This is a genomic window from Flavobacterium luteum (genome assembly GCF_008806775.1).
GTDB classification, from domain to species: domain Bacteria; phylum Bacteroidota; class Bacteroidia; order Flavobacteriales; family Flavobacteriaceae; genus Flavobacterium; species Flavobacterium luteum.
This window is the reverse complement of sequence record NZ_WAEM01000002.1, coordinates 72,888-90,656: the sequence shown is the minus strand read 5'-3', so window position 1 is coordinate 90,656 and position 17,769 is coordinate 72,888. Positions and strand designations below refer to the sequence as shown.

General features: G+C 29.4%; 17 protein-coding genes. 11 read left to right on the top strand and 6 right to left on the bottom strand.

Annotation, left to right across the window (positions count from 1 at the left end):
* Window positions 1–9: 9 nt before the first annotated feature.
* The 9 genes from F6464_RS04185 (at window position 10) to F6464_RS04145 (ending at window position 10,618) form a co-directional block, all read left to right on the top strand.
* A complete protein-coding gene (locus tag F6464_RS04185) occupies window positions 10–1,551 on the top strand; it encodes a glycosyltransferase family 2 protein (protein WP_151106557.1) in 1,542 nt (513 codons plus the stop codon).
* Window positions 1,551–2,564: a glycosyltransferase family 2 protein gene (locus F6464_RS04180; protein WP_151106556.1), complete on the top strand. Its 1,014-nt coding sequence runs from the start codon at window positions 1,551–1,553 to the stop codon at window positions 2,562–2,564. The genes F6464_RS04185 and F6464_RS04180 overlap by 1 nt, the downstream gene beginning before the upstream one ends.
* A gap of 12 nt (window positions 2,565–2,576) precedes the next feature.
* Entirely contained in the window at window positions 2,577–3,413 is an 837-nt protein-coding gene (locus F6464_RS04175) for a class I SAM-dependent methyltransferase (RefSeq protein ID WP_151106555.1), read from the top strand.
* A gap of 139 nt (window positions 3,414–3,552) precedes the next feature.
* Window positions 3,553–4,650, top strand: coding sequence for a glycosyltransferase family 4 protein (locus F6464_RS04170; protein ID WP_151106554.1), 1,098 nt, complete (start codon window positions 3,553–3,555; stop codon window positions 4,648–4,650).
* Window positions 4,647–5,765 carry a glycosyltransferase gene (locus tag F6464_RS04165; protein WP_151106553.1) on the top strand — a complete coding sequence of 373 codons (1,119 nt, stop codon included), beginning with the start codon at window positions 4,647–4,649 and terminating at the stop codon, window positions 5,763–5,765. The genes F6464_RS04170 and F6464_RS04165 overlap by 4 nt, the downstream gene beginning before the upstream one ends.
* On the top strand, window positions 5,762–6,835 hold the full coding sequence (locus tag F6464_RS04160; protein ID WP_151106552.1) for a glycosyltransferase: 1,074 nt from the start codon (window positions 5,762–5,764) through the stop codon (window positions 6,833–6,835). The genes F6464_RS04165 and F6464_RS04160 overlap by 4 nt, the downstream gene beginning before the upstream one ends.
* Before the next feature lies 1 nt (window position 6,836).
* Entirely contained in the window at window positions 6,837–8,183 is a 1,347-nt protein-coding gene (locus F6464_RS04155) for an O-antigen ligase family protein (protein WP_151106551.1), read from the top strand.
* Window positions 8,152–9,165 (top strand): glycosyltransferase family 4 protein, encoded by a 1,014-nt coding sequence (locus F6464_RS04150; RefSeq protein ID WP_151106550.1) that lies wholly within the window; start codon window positions 8,152–8,154, stop codon window positions 9,163–9,165. The genes F6464_RS04155 and F6464_RS04150 overlap by 32 nt, the downstream gene beginning before the upstream one ends.
* Window positions 9,166–9,220: 55 nt before the next feature.
* Window positions 9,221–10,618 (top strand): exopolysaccharide biosynthesis polyprenyl glycosylphosphotransferase, encoded by a 1,398-nt coding sequence (locus tag F6464_RS04145; RefSeq protein WP_151106549.1) that lies wholly within the window; start codon window positions 9,221–9,223, stop codon window positions 10,616–10,618.
* Here F6464_RS04145 and F6464_RS04140 read toward each other — a convergent pair.
* Window positions 10,598–11,725: a lipoprotein N-acyltransferase Lnb domain-containing protein gene (locus F6464_RS04140; protein WP_151106548.1), complete on the bottom strand. Its 1,128-nt coding sequence runs from the start codon at window positions 11,723–11,725 to the stop codon at window positions 10,598–10,600. The genes F6464_RS04145 and F6464_RS04140 overlap by 21 nt on opposite strands.
* A 15-nt stretch (window positions 11,726–11,740) precedes the next feature.
* A complete protein-coding gene (locus tag F6464_RS04135; RefSeq protein ID WP_449404275.1) occupies window positions 11,741–12,808 on the bottom strand; it encodes a putative type IX sorting system protein PorV2 in 1,068 nt (355 codons plus the stop codon).
* Window positions 12,809–12,999: 191 nt separating this feature from the next.
* Here F6464_RS04135 and F6464_RS04130 point away from each other — a divergent pair, with 191 nt between their 5' ends.
* Both F6464_RS04130 and F6464_RS04125 read left to right on the top strand, forming a co-directional pair.
* Window positions 13,000–13,716: a CDP-alcohol phosphatidyltransferase family protein gene (locus F6464_RS04130; protein WP_151106547.1), complete on the top strand. Its 717-nt coding sequence runs from the start codon at window positions 13,000–13,002 to the stop codon at window positions 13,714–13,716.
* 188 nt (window positions 13,717–13,904) lie between these two features.
* A complete protein-coding gene (locus F6464_RS04125) occupies window positions 13,905–14,771 on the top strand; it encodes a leucine-rich repeat domain-containing protein (protein ID WP_151106546.1) in 867 nt (288 codons plus the stop codon).
* Window positions 14,772–14,838: 67 nt separating this feature from the next.
* Here the strand turns inward: F6464_RS04125 and lptB are convergent, their stop codons facing one another.
* From lptB to F6464_RS04105, 4 genes are read right to left on the bottom strand one after another with little or no spacing between them, the layout of a single operon-like run.
* Window positions 14,839–15,579, bottom strand: coding sequence for an LPS export ABC transporter ATP-binding protein (lptB, locus tag F6464_RS04120; RefSeq protein ID WP_151106545.1), 741 nt, complete (start codon window positions 15,577–15,579; stop codon window positions 14,839–14,841).
* Between the two features lie 53 nt (window positions 15,580–15,632).
* A complete protein-coding gene (locus F6464_RS04115) occupies window positions 15,633–15,980 on the bottom strand; it encodes a carboxymuconolactone decarboxylase family protein (RefSeq protein ID WP_151106544.1) in 348 nt (115 codons plus the stop codon).
* Window positions 15,973–16,785, bottom strand: a complete 813-nt coding sequence (gene tatC / locus F6464_RS04110) for a twin-arginine translocase subunit TatC (protein WP_151106543.1) — start codon at window positions 16,783–16,785, stop codon at window positions 15,973–15,975. The genes F6464_RS04115 and tatC overlap by 8 nt, the downstream gene beginning before the upstream one ends.
* Window positions 16,785–17,750 (bottom strand): KpsF/GutQ family sugar-phosphate isomerase, encoded by a 966-nt coding sequence (locus tag F6464_RS04105; protein WP_191963320.1) that lies wholly within the window; start codon window positions 17,748–17,750, stop codon window positions 16,785–16,787. The genes tatC and F6464_RS04105 overlap by 1 nt, the downstream gene beginning before the upstream one ends.
* Window positions 17,751–17,769: the final 19 nt, after the last annotated feature.

The window sequence follows — 17,769 nt, the reverse complement described above, 5'->3', positions numbered from 1 at the left end:
AAACATTTCATGATAATTATTTACCATAAAAACAATAAAGTAGTTGAATTAAAAGGAAGCGATTTTAATAGTTTTGGCTTAGAAATGAATCTATCTTTATCAGCTTTCTTATTTGATTTGGCCAAAATATATCCTGATGAACTCTTGGTTTGGTGTCATGAAAATGTAAAGGAACATTTAAATATTTCTGAAATAGAAAAATTATTTCATCACAAAAAAATGTTGATATCCTATAACCCATCCATTAGTCAATTTCTTAATAAAAGCATTGGCTATGTTGAACAATCGCCTTTTATTAAAGTCAATTCTGAGGTTATGTTTCCTACATGGCAAATGAGCAGTTGCGTTGGAGCAGTTTATTCTGAGCTATTACTCAGTTTAAAAAACAAGAAAAGTCTAGATGTAAATTTTGATTATTTTTTATGTTCTTTGGCAAAATTAGCCATGCCCAAAGGTGTTTTGTGTTATTCAGAGCCCAAACTTTTAAAGCATAAAATTGATTTCAAAAATAACAAGTCAAATCGTTACACTCTTTTTCGATTTGTAAAGCAACATTATAAATTTCGATGGATATTTTTGTTGTTTTTAAATTTGTTTTTGTATGAAAGAAAAACATCATTATTCCCTTTTTTATTTTCCCTCTTTTATAAAAATAGAGCTAAAAATTTTGATTTAAATTTTGACAACCCATATTTAATAGTAGATAAGAAAAGTATTTATGGGTATTCCTTAGATGTCATTATTCCTACTATTGGAAGAAAAAAGTATCTTTATGATTTTTTATTAGACTTAAAAGGTCAAACTTTTTTTCCAACAAGAGTCATTATAATTGAACAAAATCCTATTTCAGGAAACATTTCTGAATTAGATTTTCTTACCAATCAAGAATGGCCTTTCGAGATTTTACACACTTTTATAAATCAAACGGGTGCATGTAATGCTCGAAATATAGCTTTAAAGCAAGTTACAAGTGATTGGGTTTTCTTTGCGGATGATGATATTCGCATTAAATCTAATTTTATAGAAGAAACATTAAAAAAGATAAATGATTTAGGGGTAAAAGCAGTTTCTTTAAAATGTATTGAAAACGAAGATGATTCAAATGAAGATACAGTTTTTCAATGGATAACTTTTGGTTCAGGAAGTAGTTTTGTTTTTTCAGAATGCTTGAAGGACTCCGAGTTTTTGAAAGGATATGAATTTGGTTACGGAGAAGATGTCGATTTTGGTATGCAATTAAGAAATCGAGGGTGTGATATACTTTATTTTTCAAGTCCAAAGATCTTACATTTGAAAGCACCAATTGGAGGTTTCAGAACTAAGCCATTCTTGAAATGGCAAAATGATACAGTTCAACCTAAACCTTCACCCTCTGTAATGTTATACTTACTTTTACATTTTACAAAAGAACAAAACTTAGGGTATAAGACCATTCTTTTCTTTAAGTATTACAGGCTTCAAAATATTAAAAACCCATTTAGTTATTTTGCATATTTTAAAAAGCAATGGTCAAGAAGTAGATTTTGGGCAAATGAATTAAATAAAGCATAATGAATTTTACATTAATAATTTGCACTTATATGCGTGCTAAGCCTTTGCTTCAATTACTGCAATCGATTCAGAAGCAAACATTGTATCCCAATGAAATTTTAGTCATTGATGGCTCTGTAAATCATGAAACTCAACAGTTATTAGAAGAAAATACATTTAAAAATTTGAAATATTTTTTGGTTTCAGCAGAAGAAAGAGGTTTAACCAAGCAAAGAAATTTTGGAATAGAAAATGCATCAAAAAACAGTAGTGTTATTTCTTTTCTTGATGATGACACTGAATTATTGCCTAATTATTTCGAAGAATTAATAAAGACATTCATTGATGATAATTCTATTTCCGGTGTTGGTGGTGTTGCAATTAATGAAAATAATTGGAGTTTAGTAGAGCCAAATAAAAAATATAATTTAAAGCATTATAATTTAATAGATGGTTACTTTGCGATAGAGGGGCAACGCAATGTTGTTCGTAATTATTTAGGTTTACAATCCAATCTAGGCCCAGGAAGAATGCCTGATTTTTCTCATGGTAAAACTTGTGGATTTCCCTTGAATAATAAAATTTATGAAGTAGATTTACTTATAGGGATGTCATTTGCTTTCAGAAAAAAAGTTTTTGATGGCATTCGTTTCTCTACTTATTTTGAAGGATATGGTTTGTATGAAGATGCAGATTTTAGTATTAGGGCGTTAAAGTTTGGGAAAAATGTAATTAATACAAAAGTGCAATTGTATCATTTTCATAATCCGTCAGGAAGACCTAACCAATACTTGTATGGTAAAATGGTAGTGAGAAACGGATGGTATGTATGGAGAGTAAAAAATTCACATCCAAATTTTAATGCTAGATTAAAATGGCATTCTATAACCTTACTTTTGATAATGATACGATTTAGTAATATATTTACCACTACTAAAAGAAAAGAGGCCTTTACTGAAGCATTAGGAAGAACATTTGGTTGGATAAGTTTGTTTTTTTATAACCCCAAAAAGTATAATTATCTAAAAGATTAGATAAAAATAGATATGAAAGAATATAGTTGCTGCAAAATATGTGAAGGAGAAATTAAACTCATAAACAAGAAATACAATTTAGTTGAATGTGTCAATTGTAAATTGATATTTTGCAAATCAATTTTTTCTCAACATGAATTCATAGATGTTTATAATGAACTATACAATAAAGAAAATAGCCATTATGAAAGACATTCAAAAGATGAGTTTAATAAAATTTTGAATGGTCATTCTATAAAAGTAGGTTTTAATCGATCTAGACTGATAAAAAAAACGGTGCTAAATGGTAAATGTAAATCTGTTTTAGAGATTGGTAGCGGAGTAGGATTCATAGGTACCTATATTCGAAATCATAATGATGCTATTAAATATACTGGAGTTGAACTAGATAAAGAAGCTTTTGAAAAATCAAAAATTTTAAATTTGAATACTATTAACGGAGATTTTTCGGTTATAGAAAAGATAGAATCAAATTTTGATGTAATTATGATGTGGGAAGTTATTGAGCATTTACAGGATTTGAAATTATTTCTAGAATTAGCATATAAAAAACTAAATACGAACGGTAAAATTATTCTATCGACTCCCAATTATAATAAAATTTATAATTATCCAAATAGAGAAGAAGACCAGATATTTCAAGATTTGCCACCAATACATTTGAATTTTTTTACACCACAAAATATCAAAAATATTTTTGAAATACATCAATTTAAGAATTGTATTGTAAACGTGAAAAAACTTCCATATTTACAAGTATCGAGTTTTGTGTTTTATATAAATGTATTAAAATCTTTTTTTAACAAATATCAAGGTACTACAATTTATTTTGAAGCAACAAAAAAATAAGAATATTTAGTAAAGCGGAATGAAATGAGCATGAACGTAAATTGGTTTTAAACACTAATGACAATATGCGACTCGAGAGCTTTGCTCGAACTGGCAAAGCAATTACATATGACCAATAAAAAACAATAAATATCAGCATATGAAAACAATTGTAATCGCTCATAATTATAGCGAAATATCATTTGCTGCAATGAGTTATCATTTTGCACATTATATTGCAAACGACGGATATAGAGTTGTTTTTATTTCCCATAAACCTTATTTTTTTGAAGAACAGGTAATCGAGAAAAATGGAGGTGAAGTCATAGTGTGTTCTTGGCCTACTCAAAATAGGCCTACATCAATTAAAGACTTTATTTGGTTCATTAAAGTCTATTTAAAATACAAACCCAATATCGTCATCGGACATTTCGTTGGAAGTAATATAACTATTTTAGTTTCAAAAGTATTGTCGTTGGGAAAAGTTAAAACCTTCGAATATTACCATACTTTAACTAGTGCAAACCTATATGATTTAGGTAAAATTACTTTAAAACAAAAGTTTTTATTTTTCAGAAAAAGAGTGTTTTACAGCCTTTTTTGTGATAAAATATTTTGCCCATCGGCATTAGCAAAAAAAGAGTTGGAACATTTTTTTAATATAAAAAAGGGTATAGTATTGCTTAATCCTATGATTGATAGATTTAAAAATAAATCAAATTTATCTAACGAAAAAATAATAATTTCGTACTTAGGAAGATTTCAGACTTGTAAAGGGATAGATGTTCTTATCAAAGCTTTTAATATTTTCAAAATAAACTCACCTGAATCAAAATTTTTTTTACAAATTGCGGGTTCGGGTAATCAAGAAAATACAATTAGGGAATTAGCAAAAAACAACAAATCAATTCAGTTTTTCGGACAATTAGAGTACAATAAAATTGATGATTATTTGAATAAAAGTCATTTTACAATAATACCATCAAAGTCGGATAATTTGCCCACTGTTGGTCTTGAATCTATCATGAATCAGACCCCATTGCTACTATCCAATTCAACGGGTTTAGCCGATTATCTTGAAGATGGTAAAGATTGTTATAAGTTTGAGCCCAATATTGAATCGATTGTTGCACTTTTCAATACTATTAATACTAGTTTTAGCGATAATCAACAAATGAGTTTTAATGCGAGGATGACTTTTTTAAATCAATTTACAATTTCAAATTACTGTAGAGATTTAAAACAAATTATCGAATGAGATTTGCAATTATTACACATGTAGAACATATTCAAGTAGATAATTCCTTTTACGGATACGCTCCTTATGTGCGAGAAATGAATGTTTGGATTAAATATGCAGATAAAGTTAGTATCGTTGCTCCACTAGATTTTGGAAAAAACACTGCAATTCATAGTAAATATGAACATAAATCGATTCAATTTGTTCCTATTCCTGAGATGAATTTGTTAAGTATAAAATCTATTTTAAAATCTATTATACATACACCTAAAACCTCTTGGAAAATATATAAAGCAATGCAAAATGCGGATCATATTCATTTGCGTTGTCCTGGAAATATTGGTTTGTTGGGTTGTTTCATTCAAATACTTTTTCCTAACAAACCTAAAACTGCTAAATACGCGGGTAATTGGGACCCAAAATCAGCACAACCATTGACCTATCGTATTCAAAAATGGATTCTCAATAATACCATTCTTACTAAAAATATGCAAGCTTTAGTTTATGGAGAATGGAAAGGAAATTCAAAAAATGTAAAACCTTTTTTTACCGCTACGTATCATGAAAAAGAAAAAATTAATATACAGCCAAGAATTTTAAAAAATACAATACATTTTTTGTTTGTAGGCAGTCTTTCTAAAGGCAAAAGGCCATTATATTCAATTCAAATTGTTGAAAAGTTAGCTCAACTTGGATTTAATGTTGAATTAAAAATGTATGGAGAGGGTAAAGAAAGAGAAAATCTAATAAAATATTGTGAATTAAATCATCTTAACGACATAGTAAAATTTAACGGAAATCAAACGGAATTTGTAGTAAGAGAGGCCTATAAAGAAAATCATTTTTTACTCTTGCCATCAATTAGTGAAGGCTGGCCAAAAGTGGTAGCAGAAGCTATGTTTTGGGGCTGTTTGCCTATAACTACAAGTGTTTCATGTCTTCCTTATATGCTCGATGGAGGCGATAGAGGGTTGTTTTTACAAATGAATCTTAGTTTCGATGTTGATCAAATTAGGATAATTATTAGTAATCAGGAATTGTATAATGATAAAGTTATAAAATCAATTCTTTGGTCTAGAAAATATACATTAGATTTGTTTGAAAATGAAATTAAAGAATTATTAAGTCCATGAGAATTGTTCAAATTATTGATTCACTTGAAGTTGGTGGTGCTGAACGGATGGCTGTTAATTATGCAAATGCATTGGCTGGTAAAATTAGTTTTTCTGGATTAGTGGTCACTAGGAAGGAAGGTAATTTGAAAAGTAAGATTGAACAGAAAGTGAATTATCTTTTTTTAAATAAAAAAAAGACACTTGATTGGAAAGCAGTTTTAAAATTAAAAATGTATTGTGAAGAAAATAGCATTGAAATGCTTCAACCTCATAGTAGTTCTTATTTTATTGCTGTTTTAGTGAAGTTAATTTATCCGAAAATTCAAATTGTTTGGCATGACCATAATGGATTGAGTGAATTTTTAAGTTCTCAAAAATGGATTCCATTAAAAATAGCTTCATTTTTATTTAAAGGAATTATAGTGGTTAATTATCAATTAAAAAATTGGGCAGTAAGGGAGTTGAATTGTAAAAATGTTATTTATCTTCCTAATTTCACTAGTAAAGAAATAGATGTAAAATCTGAAACGGTTTTAAAAGGAAATTCTGGAAAAAGAATTGTCTGTTTAGCTAATTTAAGACATCAGAAAAATCATCTTTTGCTTATTGAAGTTGCAAAAAAACTTAAAATAAATTATCCTGAATGGACTTTTCATTTAGTAGGGAAAGATTTTGAAGACGAATACTCAAGAGAATTAAAAAACTCAATTTTTTCAAATAAATTATACGACAGTGTGTTTTTATATGGTTCAAGAGCTGATATTGTAAATATTATTAATCAATCAGAAATTGGTATTCTGACCTCAAGATCAGAAGGTTTACCATTAGTTTTATTAGAGTTTGGATTATATAAAAAGGCAGTAGTTGTTACTAATGTTGGAGAAATACCAATAATTATCCAAGATAAAAAAAATGGACTTCTAGTGCCTTCTGAGAACGTTGAATTGTTTTATAATTCAATTATTCTATTGATTGATAATCCGCCAATTCGAGAAAAACTAGGCGAAGAACTTTTTAATACTATTATGAAAAATAATTCTGAAAAGGGAGTATTAGATGATTATCTTAAATGGTTAAAAGAAATTTAAAATGCAAGAATCAGAAAAGAGATATTTGTTCTTTATTTTTTTGCACGTGGTCATTGGTGTTGCAATATATTATTTTCCATCTCTTTCTAGGGTATATGGAGCGTTAATTATATTGGCTAGTATTTTTTATGTAATAAATTCGCAAAATAAAAACAACGAAGTATTATATGCAGCAGCTTATATTGTTGGTAGTGAGGCGATTTTGAGGATGACAGGGGGTAATCCTGTTTATGAATTTTCTAAGTATAGCGTTGTACTTTTAATGTTTATTGGGTTCTATTATAAGGGAATTTCAAAAAATGCGGCAGCCTATTGGATTTTTTTACTGTTATTATTTCCAGGTGTTTTTATTGCAACCTATTCATTAAAGTATACAAATGATTTACAAAATAGAGTTTCATTTAATACTTCTGGACCTATTTGTCTCGGAATTTGTTCATTATATTGTTATCTTAGGCAAGTTACATTTAAACAAATTAATGAAATCCTATTCTTGATTGGATTACCAATAATTTCAACAACTGTATATTTAGCATTATTTACTCCGAGTGTTAGAGAAGTGATTACAGGAACGGGATCAAATTATACCACTTCAGGAGGATTTGGACCAAACCAAGTGGCTACAATATTAGGCTTAGGCATGTTTGTTTTCGTTTCTAGATTAATATATTATTCCCATTCCAAAGTATTATTCCTTATTAATTTTATTATAGCTTTTAATATTACCTACAGAGGCTTAGTTACTTTTTCTCGAGGAGGAATGATGACTAGCTTTATTATGGTAATAATTTTAATATTATTAACTTATTTTAAAATCAATTCCAAAGCTAGAATTAAAATGAATTTTGCTTTAATAACAATTTCCACGGTCTTAATTGCTACTTGGCTTTATACTTCAAATCAAACAGGGGGATTAATTGAAAAAAGGTATGCTAATGAAGATGCTAGAGGAAGGGTAAAAGAAGATCAATTTACAGGAAGAGGACAATTAGCAGCAGAAGAAATTAAAACTTTTTTAGAACATCCGATTTTTGGAGTTGGAGTAGGGAAAACTGCAGAAACAAGGCAGCAAAGAACAGGAGTTTTTATTGCAACTCATAATGAAATCACTAGGATGTTAGCCGAACACGGATCATTAGGTATTTTATGCTTGATTATTCTTCTAATAACTCCTTTATTTTTATATTTGGATAATAAACATAATATTTATTTGGTATGTTTTATTGTTTTTTGGATTTTAACTATAAATCATGCAGCCATGCGAATGGCCGCTCCTGCATTTATATATTCATTATCACTTTTAAAAGTAGTTATCAATGAGGAAAAGCCTCTTGTACATAGGGAATAAACTTTCCGGGCATAATTCAACAGTAACTTCAATTGAAACTCTAGGGGTACTACTAGAAAAGGAGGGTTATGAATTAATATATGCTTCGTCAAAACAAAATAAAGTTTTACGACTTTCTGAAATGATTTTCAGAACTATTCAATATAGAAATAAAGTAGATTATGTCTTAATCGATACCTACAGTACGTATAATTTTTGGTATGCTTTTATAATAAGTCAATTGTGCAGGTTCTATCACATAAAATACATTCCGAAACTTCATGGTGGAGATTTACCCAATAGACTTATTAAAAGCCCAATCTTAAGTAAAATGATTTTTAAATATGCTTATAAGAATATTGCGCCTTCTGAATATTTGTTTGAAGCATTTAAAAATAGAGGATATGCAGAATTAATTTGCATTCCAAATACTGTTGAAATTCAAAATTACACTTTTAAGGAAAGGAATAGCTGCGAACCAAATCTACTTTGGGTCAGGTCATTACATTCAATTTATAATCCGGAAATGGCGTTAAGTGTATTAGCTGAAATAAAAAGAGAATTCCCAAATGCAAAGTTGTGCATGGTTGGTCCAGATAAAGATGGAATGAAACCAAAGCTTAAAAAAATAGCAAAGCTTAAAAATTTAAACGTAGAATTTGCAGGGAAATTATCAAAAATAAAGTGGGTTAAATATTCGGAGCAATACGACATTTTTTTGAATACAACTCATTTTGATAATACTCCTATTAGTGTAATTGAGGCCATGGCTTTGGGTTTGTCAGTTATATCTACAAATGTTGGAGGCATACCCTTTTTATTAAAAGATAAAGAGACGGCTTTGCTTGTTGCCGATAATGATATTCATGCAATGGCAGAGGCTATAAAAGAACTCATTAATAATCATCAATTAAGAAACAAATTGGTCGTTAATGCTCACAATTTAGTACAACAATTCGATTGGAATTTAGTCAAAAATAAATGGTTACAAGTACTTTCTTGATTTTAATGTAACAACTTTATATACATTTGTACAATAACAATTTTTTAAAATTTAAATGGTAATCAATAAAAAAATACATTTTGAAATTTCAGAACGAAAAGTGTTATTGAGAGTTTTTGATGTGCTTTCTGTGATGCTTGCCTTGTATTTTGTTAGCATGGTTTTTAATTTTAATTATTTCAAAATTGCTAAAACAAATTATTTCTGGACAATTGTTTTAGGGATTTATCTGAATATATTTGGAACCGTATTTGAAATGTATAATTTACAAGTTGCGAGTAATCAATTTCAAGTAATTAAAAGTATTGTTTTGACTGCATCTACTACAGTTTTAGTTTATTTACTTACTCCAATATATACTCCAGTTTTGCCAACAAACAGAATTCAAATAGTAATTTTTTATGTGGCCATATTCCTTTCTTTGTTTTTATGGAGAATGTTTTATGTAAGGTTTTTAGCTTCTAATCGATTCACAAAAAAAGTAATTTTAATTTGCGATAAAGTCCAGTTAAAGGAGCTTGTCTTAGGCTTAGAAAATGCTGACCCTCATTATAAAGTCATGGGATATATCAATTCTGACAGTACTAATGACAATAAAAATAATAAGAATGATTTTATAAAGATTATTAATGTCGAAAAATTAGAACAATTTGTAATAGAAAATTCAGTTTCAGAAGTTGTAATTGCATCTCAAAAAACAGATGGCATAACTATAAATCTTTACAATCAATTAATACATTTATTAGAGAATGGTTATATCATAAGAGAATATACACAAGTCTATGAAAGCATTACACAACGAATCCCAGTTCAATATGTAGCAAGAGATTTTTACAGGTTTTTCCCATTTAGCAGAAGCAATCAAAATCATCTCTATTTATTGGTTGTACGAATTTTAGAAACTATAATTTCCCTAATTGGTTTGTTGATTGGAATTGTATTAACACCATTTATTTTATTAGGGAATTCTATTGGAAATAGAGGGGAGCTGTTCTATACACAAGACCGAGTGGGAAAAAATGGTAAAATTTTTAAGATTCTAAAATTTAGAACAATGAAAGTGAATTCAGAATCCAATGGTGCCGTTTTTGCAACGATAAATGATTTTAGAGCTACACCATTTGGAAAGTTTTTAAGGAAATCCAGAATAGACGAATTTCCACAGTTTATAAATATATTAAAAGGAGAAATGGCTGTTATTGGACCTCGACCTGAACGACCTATATTTGTAACAGAAATCGCTAATGTAATGCCTTTCTATGAAACAAGACACGTTATAAAACCAGGCTTAACAGGTTGGGCTCAGGTAAATTATTCTTATGGAGAAACTATTGATGATAGTTTGATAAAATTACAGTACGATTTATATTATATAAAACACAGAAGTATTTTTTTAGATATCAATATTGTTTTTAAAACCATGAGTACCATTTTATTTTACCGCGGACAATAAATTGCTTTTATTCCAAATAAGTTTTATAAGCAAAAAACCAGAAGTCATTATGATTGGTAAAACCACAAGTAAATGTGCTTTTTTCAGTATATAAAGTAGGTAAATTACTAAAAGGGCTATGCACAAAATCCCAGTAATTTTAGACCATTTTGTATTGTTTTTTACAATAAAGTAAATTAAAAATAAATACAACGGATTAAAAAGCAATACATTATAATTCCACAAAAGTTCTTCATGGAAAGAATAAAATCCCGCCCAAATAAAAAATAATCCTAATATACCTAAAAATCCAAAAAAGAATAGGGTGCATTTTTTTCTGTATAAAATAGCAAACAATATAAGTATTCCAATTAGTGAATACATACTGTCTAAAATAGAAAAAGGAGGTCTTACTCTATTCGCCTTAAATAACGTTTTTGATTCCGTTACTAAAGGTTTACCTCTGTAAGTTGTATATTTAAGATTTTCGTATAAATCAAAAGGCAAGAAAATTTTTGTGGCTTGTTGATCTACTTTGCTTCCAAAAATAATATTAATGCCTAGTTTTTGATAAAAATGATCTTTTGCATACGGATACAAAACATCTCTGTAACTACTGGTATCAATATTTTTTTTTACAATGGGTTGGTTTTGTAATACTTCATTTAAAACATCCACAATTTTAGTGGTGCAGTTTCTATCAATAAATTTATAAGTATAATATTTAGAGTCTGGATTTAAAGAAGCGCCCAATTTCTGAAATAATTTTTGTTTTTCTTCTAACGAAAGATTTAAAACTTGTTCAAAAATGGATCGGTTCTCAATGCGATAACTGTATTCAAAATCAGAATAAGGGTAAGCCGCTGCGAAATATTGCATATCACCTTTAACAAATTTCAAAACAAAATTTTCAGTCTGAAAATCAAACATTCCGTAATTGTAAATAAAATCAAAATCGGTAGTAGTATCTTTAATTCTTAAGGCAGTGTGACCGTATAAGGAATGCGATTCATCTGCTGTACCCACAGTTAGAACGCTAACTCTTGTGTTTTTTGTTATAGGTGTTAACTGGGAATACCCATTAACAATCACAAAAAATGAAATAAAAAAAAGGAACTTCTTAATCATTGAAATCGTTTTTGATTATCTAAAAATTCCTAAATCAACTTTTAAAGAAAAAACATTTGAATACAAAGCTGCACTTTGGTTTCCAATGTCTGTTAAAGCATAATCAATTTGAATGCCTTTGTATTTGAAACCCAAACCAATATTGGGTTGAAAGCTTAAATTTGTCGAATTATCAATTTGTACTGCATTTTGAAAATTCCCAAATCCTGTTCTCAAAAAAACTAAATCGGTGTAGCCATATTCAAATCCTATAGCGGGAGCAATACTTACAAAATCGGTTGCAAAAACATCATTTGTTTTAGCGAATTCCATGTTCAAATTGGCGCAAGCCAAAAGACTCGTTTCGTTATGGAATTCGAATTTTTTTGACATTCCAAATTGTGCTTTAGGTAAAGTAATTTCAGTACTTTCTGGTAAATCTTGATTTTGACCCGGAATTGCATTCTGAACCTTAGCATATTCATTCTCATTAATATTCCAAACGTTATAAGTTGTTGTAATATCTCGAAGCATTAATCCAAATTTCCAATCGTTTCGTTGAAACTGTAGTCCAACATCTACACCAAAACCCCAAGAATTAGCAAAGTCTCCAATTATTCTTCTTATGATTTTTGCATTTACACCATATTGAAATCCTTGTAATTTTAATTTTCTAGCATACGAAAAAGTAAATCCATAATCAGCAGTTGAAAATTTACTAACTCTATTGTAATCTATGTTTCCTTCAGAATCAATTAATTGTGTAGTGTTTAAAATATCATCAACTCCAAAACGAATCATAGAAATTCCCCATGCACTTTCTTCATCAATTGCTGTAGCATAAGCCGCAAAATCATATTGCGCAATGTTCGCAAAATAGCTTGCATGCATAAGCGATATTTGTTTATCTTCAATTCCTATTAGTCCTGCAGGATTCCAATAACCCGAATTTACATCGTTAGTGCTAGCAGTAACAGCATTTGCCATTCCTAATGCGGCGGCATCTACACCAATATTCATAAACTCATTCGAATATTTCCTAACGGCCTGCGAATGCGTTACGGAATACACGAACAAGAATAGTAACAAAGCCTTTTTTTTCAAAATCAATGAGTTTAATAAACACTGAGGTTTATTTTTTGTCAAAAATATACTTTTTTAACGAGGTTATTTCTTTGGTGAGATAAATTAATTGGAAAGAATTTTACCCAAATTAAAATATCAAATAAAAAACGTACTTCTCTTTGACTTATTGTGTTAAATTTGTATTTTTTGAAAGCTAAACGGTATATATAATGAAAATAAAGGCAAAAATTCCAAATACAATTACTCTTCTAAATCTATTTTGCGGATGCATTGCTCTAGTATTTGCTTTTCATCGTCATTTCGAAATGACTTTCGCTTTTGCAGCTTTAGGGATTTTCTTTGATTTTTTTGATGGTTTTTTTGCGAGATTGTTTAAGGTTTCAAGTCCTTTGGGATTACAATTAGATTCATTAGCAGATATGGTTACCAGTGGAGTTGTACCTGGATTAGTCATGTATCAATTAATGATTGATAACTCAACTTCTTCACAAACAAGTTACATGCAACTTTTTCCGTATTTGGGTTTTATCATTGCTTTGGGTTCTTGTTACAGATTGGCTAATTTTAATATTGATACACGACAAACTGACTCCTTTATTGGCTTGCCAACTCCAGCTAATTCCTTATTTATTCTGAGTTTGCCATTGGTTTTACAAAACACAGATTCGTTGTTTGTAATTGAAGCCTTAACCAATCAGTGGTTCTTATTATTAACAACCTTGTTTAGTGCCTATATTTTAAATGCTGATATTCCATTATTTGCTTTAAAAATTAAAAAGTTCAATTTTAAGGATAATGTGCTACAAGTCGTTTTTCTGATGAGTGCTCTTGTATTGTTAGTTTTTCTAAATTATTTAGCTATTCCACTTGTAATTGTAACCTATGTTCTGATATCTGTTGTGAATAATAAATTTTTGAAGAGGTAGTTTATATTGACATTGTTCACTTGTGATAGAGTTTTTTCATTATTTTAAAACCACACGAAAGGATTGACTTTGTCGAATTTCATTTTGTGGGGGAGCGTTGGAAATTCGGCAATCCGATTAAATTAAATAAATTAGGTAATACTTATAACAAAATATTCTCTCCAGGTAGGTTTAAATAATAATTAAAAATGATAACAGAAACAATTGATGGATTTAAAGTTCTAGAACATAATGATTACAAATCATTATTTATGGATTCTTCAAGAATTGATGATTGTATAAATTTTTTGTTCAAGAACAATATTAGAAAAATTAGTATAAACTACTATCAAGGTTTCAAAACAAATAATTTAGATTTTCTTTTAAAAATAAAAGATTTTATTGAAGGCATATCAATTTCTGGAGATAAGTTTGATTATTCGGTATTAAATAAGATGATAAAATTAAAAACGCTTCAATATTCAGATGATAAAAATAATGTGATTAATTTATCGAATTTTCCTGATTTAGAAACTTTATCATGTGATTTTACTTTAAATTTAAAAGGATTGGAAAGCTGTGTGAACTTAAAAAAATTAATTTTGTCTAAATTTAATCCTAAAGTTAAAGATTTATCCAATTTTCCAATATTTGAAAATTTAACCGAACTATATCTTTTCCAAACAAATATTATTTCATTAAAAGGTATAGATCGTTTAAATAATTTAAAAAAACTGCAACTTTATAGTGGAAATAAATTGGAAAGTATTTCAGATTTGAATTATTTGTCAAATGGTTTAGAGGAAATAGAAATTGAAAAATGTAAAAAAATTAAAGATTATGAAGTTTTAGGCAATTTAAAATTGATTAAAAGATTATTGATTTTAGATTCAAATGAAATACCGACAATCTCATTTATAAAAAACTTAAATAATTTGGAGTTTTTCAGTTTTGGTGGAACAAACGTTGTTGATGGCGATTTGTCATATTGTGAAAATATTAATTATGTTGGTTTTGATAATAAAAGGCATTATTCTCATAAATTTGAATATTTTAAAAATAGAAAAGCTAGGTAAAGAATCCGCTGTTACTCCACGAAATGTAACTCTACGAAGTCAATTCTTTAATGTGGAGAAAAAGAAACTAAAACTCCAATTTTTTCTTTCTCAATTCAAAATTCTGACCTAAATAAACACGTCGTACCATTTCGTCAGCAACTAGTTCCTCAGGAACTCCAGCTTTTAGAATACCACCCTCAAACATCAAATACGTTTTGTCAGTAATAGCTAAGGTTTCTTGAACGTTGTGGTCAGTAATCAAAATACCAATATTTTTGTTTTTTAACTGTGCTACAATTCTCTGAATATCTTCAACAGCAACAGGATCTACACCAGCGAAAGGCTCGTCTAAAAGAATAAACTTTGGATCGGTTGCTAGACAACGCGCAATTTCAGTTCTACGGCGTTCCCCACCAGAAAGCAAGTCACCACGATTGGTTCGAATGTGTTGCAAACCAAACTCATCAATAAGCGATTCCATTTTGGCTTCTTGCTCAGCTTTAGTATGATTCGTCAATTGCAAAACGCTCAAAATATTGTCTTCAATACTCAATTTTCTAAAAACTGACGCTTCTTGAGCTAAATAACCAATGCCTTGTTGCGCTCTTTTGTACATAGGGAAATCGGTAATATTTAAATCGTCGAGATAAATATTTCCTGCATTTGGTTTCACCAATCCTACAATCATATAAAATGAAGTCGTTTTTCCGGCTCCATTTGGTCCTAAAAGTCCCACAATTTCTCCTTGATTCACTTCTACCGAAATGCCTTTTACAACGCTTCTTCCTTTATAAGTTTTGACTAAATTTTCTGCTCTTAAAATCATTTTATGTTCGTGGTTCAAAATTCGTTATGCAACTTTTTTAGAAATTGTATTTCTTACGCTTTATTTTCTAAAGCTTCCCAAAATTCGTAAGCGCGACGCAAATGAGGTACAACTATAGTTCCGCCAACAAGAGTTGCAATTCCCATGGCTTCCATCATTTCTTCTTTAGAAATACCTTCTTTGTGACAATTTTCTAAATGATATTTTACACAATCGTCACATCGTAAAACGGCTGAAGCTACTAATCCAAGCAACTCTTTGGTTTTTACATCAAGAGCGCCTTCTGCGTAAGCATTTGTATCAAGATTGAAAATTCGTTTTACGATTTTATTGTTGTCGGCTACTAATTTTTCGTTCATTTTAGAACGATAATCATTGAATTCTTTTACTAAATCAGACATTTTTTTCTTTTTTATTTACAAACACCGCAATAAAAATACTTATTTCATACAGCACTAAAAGCGGTATAGATACAATTATTTGACTTAAAATATCAGGTGGTGTGATTATTGCTGCAACAATTAGAATAATAACGATAGCATATCTTCGGTATTGTCTTAAAGTTTGTGCAGTTACAAGTCCAATTTTAGTCAGGAAATAAATTACAATGGGCAATTCAAAAATTAATCCGCAAGATATCACTGATGTTTTTACCATACCTATATAATTATCGACATTGAATTCGTTTTTAATAACGCTACTCACATTAAAGCCTCCAAAAAAATTAACAGATAAGGGTAATATCAAATAATAGCCAAACAAAACGCCAGTAAAAAACAATATCGAAGCAGTTAAAATAAACCAAACGGCGTTTTTCTTTTCTTTTTCATACAAAGCGGGACTTATAAATTTCCAGATTTCCCATAAAATATAAGGAAAACCAAGAATGAATCCTGCCGTAATACAGGTCCAAATAAATATAGAAAATTGACCGCCCATTTCGGTACTCTGAATGATAAATGGCATTTCTTTGACACACATTCCTCCGTTATCAGCACCGAGATAGGTGGTTAGTTCACAAAATAATCGGTAGGTTATAAAATCAGGATGAATGGGACCAAAAATAATTTGGTCAAATACATAATCAATTATAAAATACGATAAACAAGAAACTACTAAAACTCCTATAGTAATTCGAATGAGCAACCATCTTAAGTCTTCAAGATGATCTAAAAATGACATTTCTTTTAATTGCTTTTTTGCCATTATAATATTCCTTCTTTTAAAATATCATGCAAATGCAATACGCCTTTGTATTCACCATTATCTACAACTACAAGTTGCGTGATAGAAAAATCTTCCATGATGTTAAATGCATCAACTACCATATCAGTCGATTGTATCATTTTTGGATTTTTTGTCATAATGTCTTTAGCAGTCAAATCGGTAAAAGAATCTCTATAACTTAGCATTCTTCTAATATCGCCATCGGTAATAATCCCTACTACTTTATTCTCGTTGATTACTGCTGTAACTCCCAAGCGTTTTTCAGAAATTTCGAAAATGACTTTTTTAATAGAAGTATCTGGAGCAACCATTGGTTTTAATGAATGTACCAACATTGCAGAAACTTTAAGCAATAATTTTTTACCTAATGCCCCTCCTGGATGGTATTTTGCAAAATCTTCAGGTTTAAAATGCCTCATTTCCATTAAACAAACAGCAAGAGCATCGCCCATTACCAACTGAGCGGTAGTGCTATTAGTAGGCGCAAGATTATTAGGACACGATTCAGAGTCAATAGTGGTATTTAAAACACAATCGGAATTTTTTGCTAAAAAGGAAGTCATGTTTCCTGTGATGGCAATTAAGGTATTTCCGAAATTTTTTAAAATAGGGATTAGAATTTTTATCTCAGGACTATTGCCACTTTTTGAGATGCAAATGACAACATCGTCTTTTTGAACCATACCTAAATCACCATGAATAGCCTCTGAAGCATGAAGAAATAACGATGGCGTTCCTGTAGAGTTCATTGTTGCTACAATTTTTTGCGCAATAATGGCACTTTTTCCTATTCCGGTTACAATCAATCTGCCTTTACAATCAAAGATGATTTTGGTTGCTTTGACAAAGCTTTCATCAAGAAAATCAGCGAGTTTTGCTATCGATTGGCTCTCAGATAAAATAGTTTTTTTGGCTGTAGCCAATATATTTTCTTTAGTTATCAAAACAGAATTGTTATAAAAT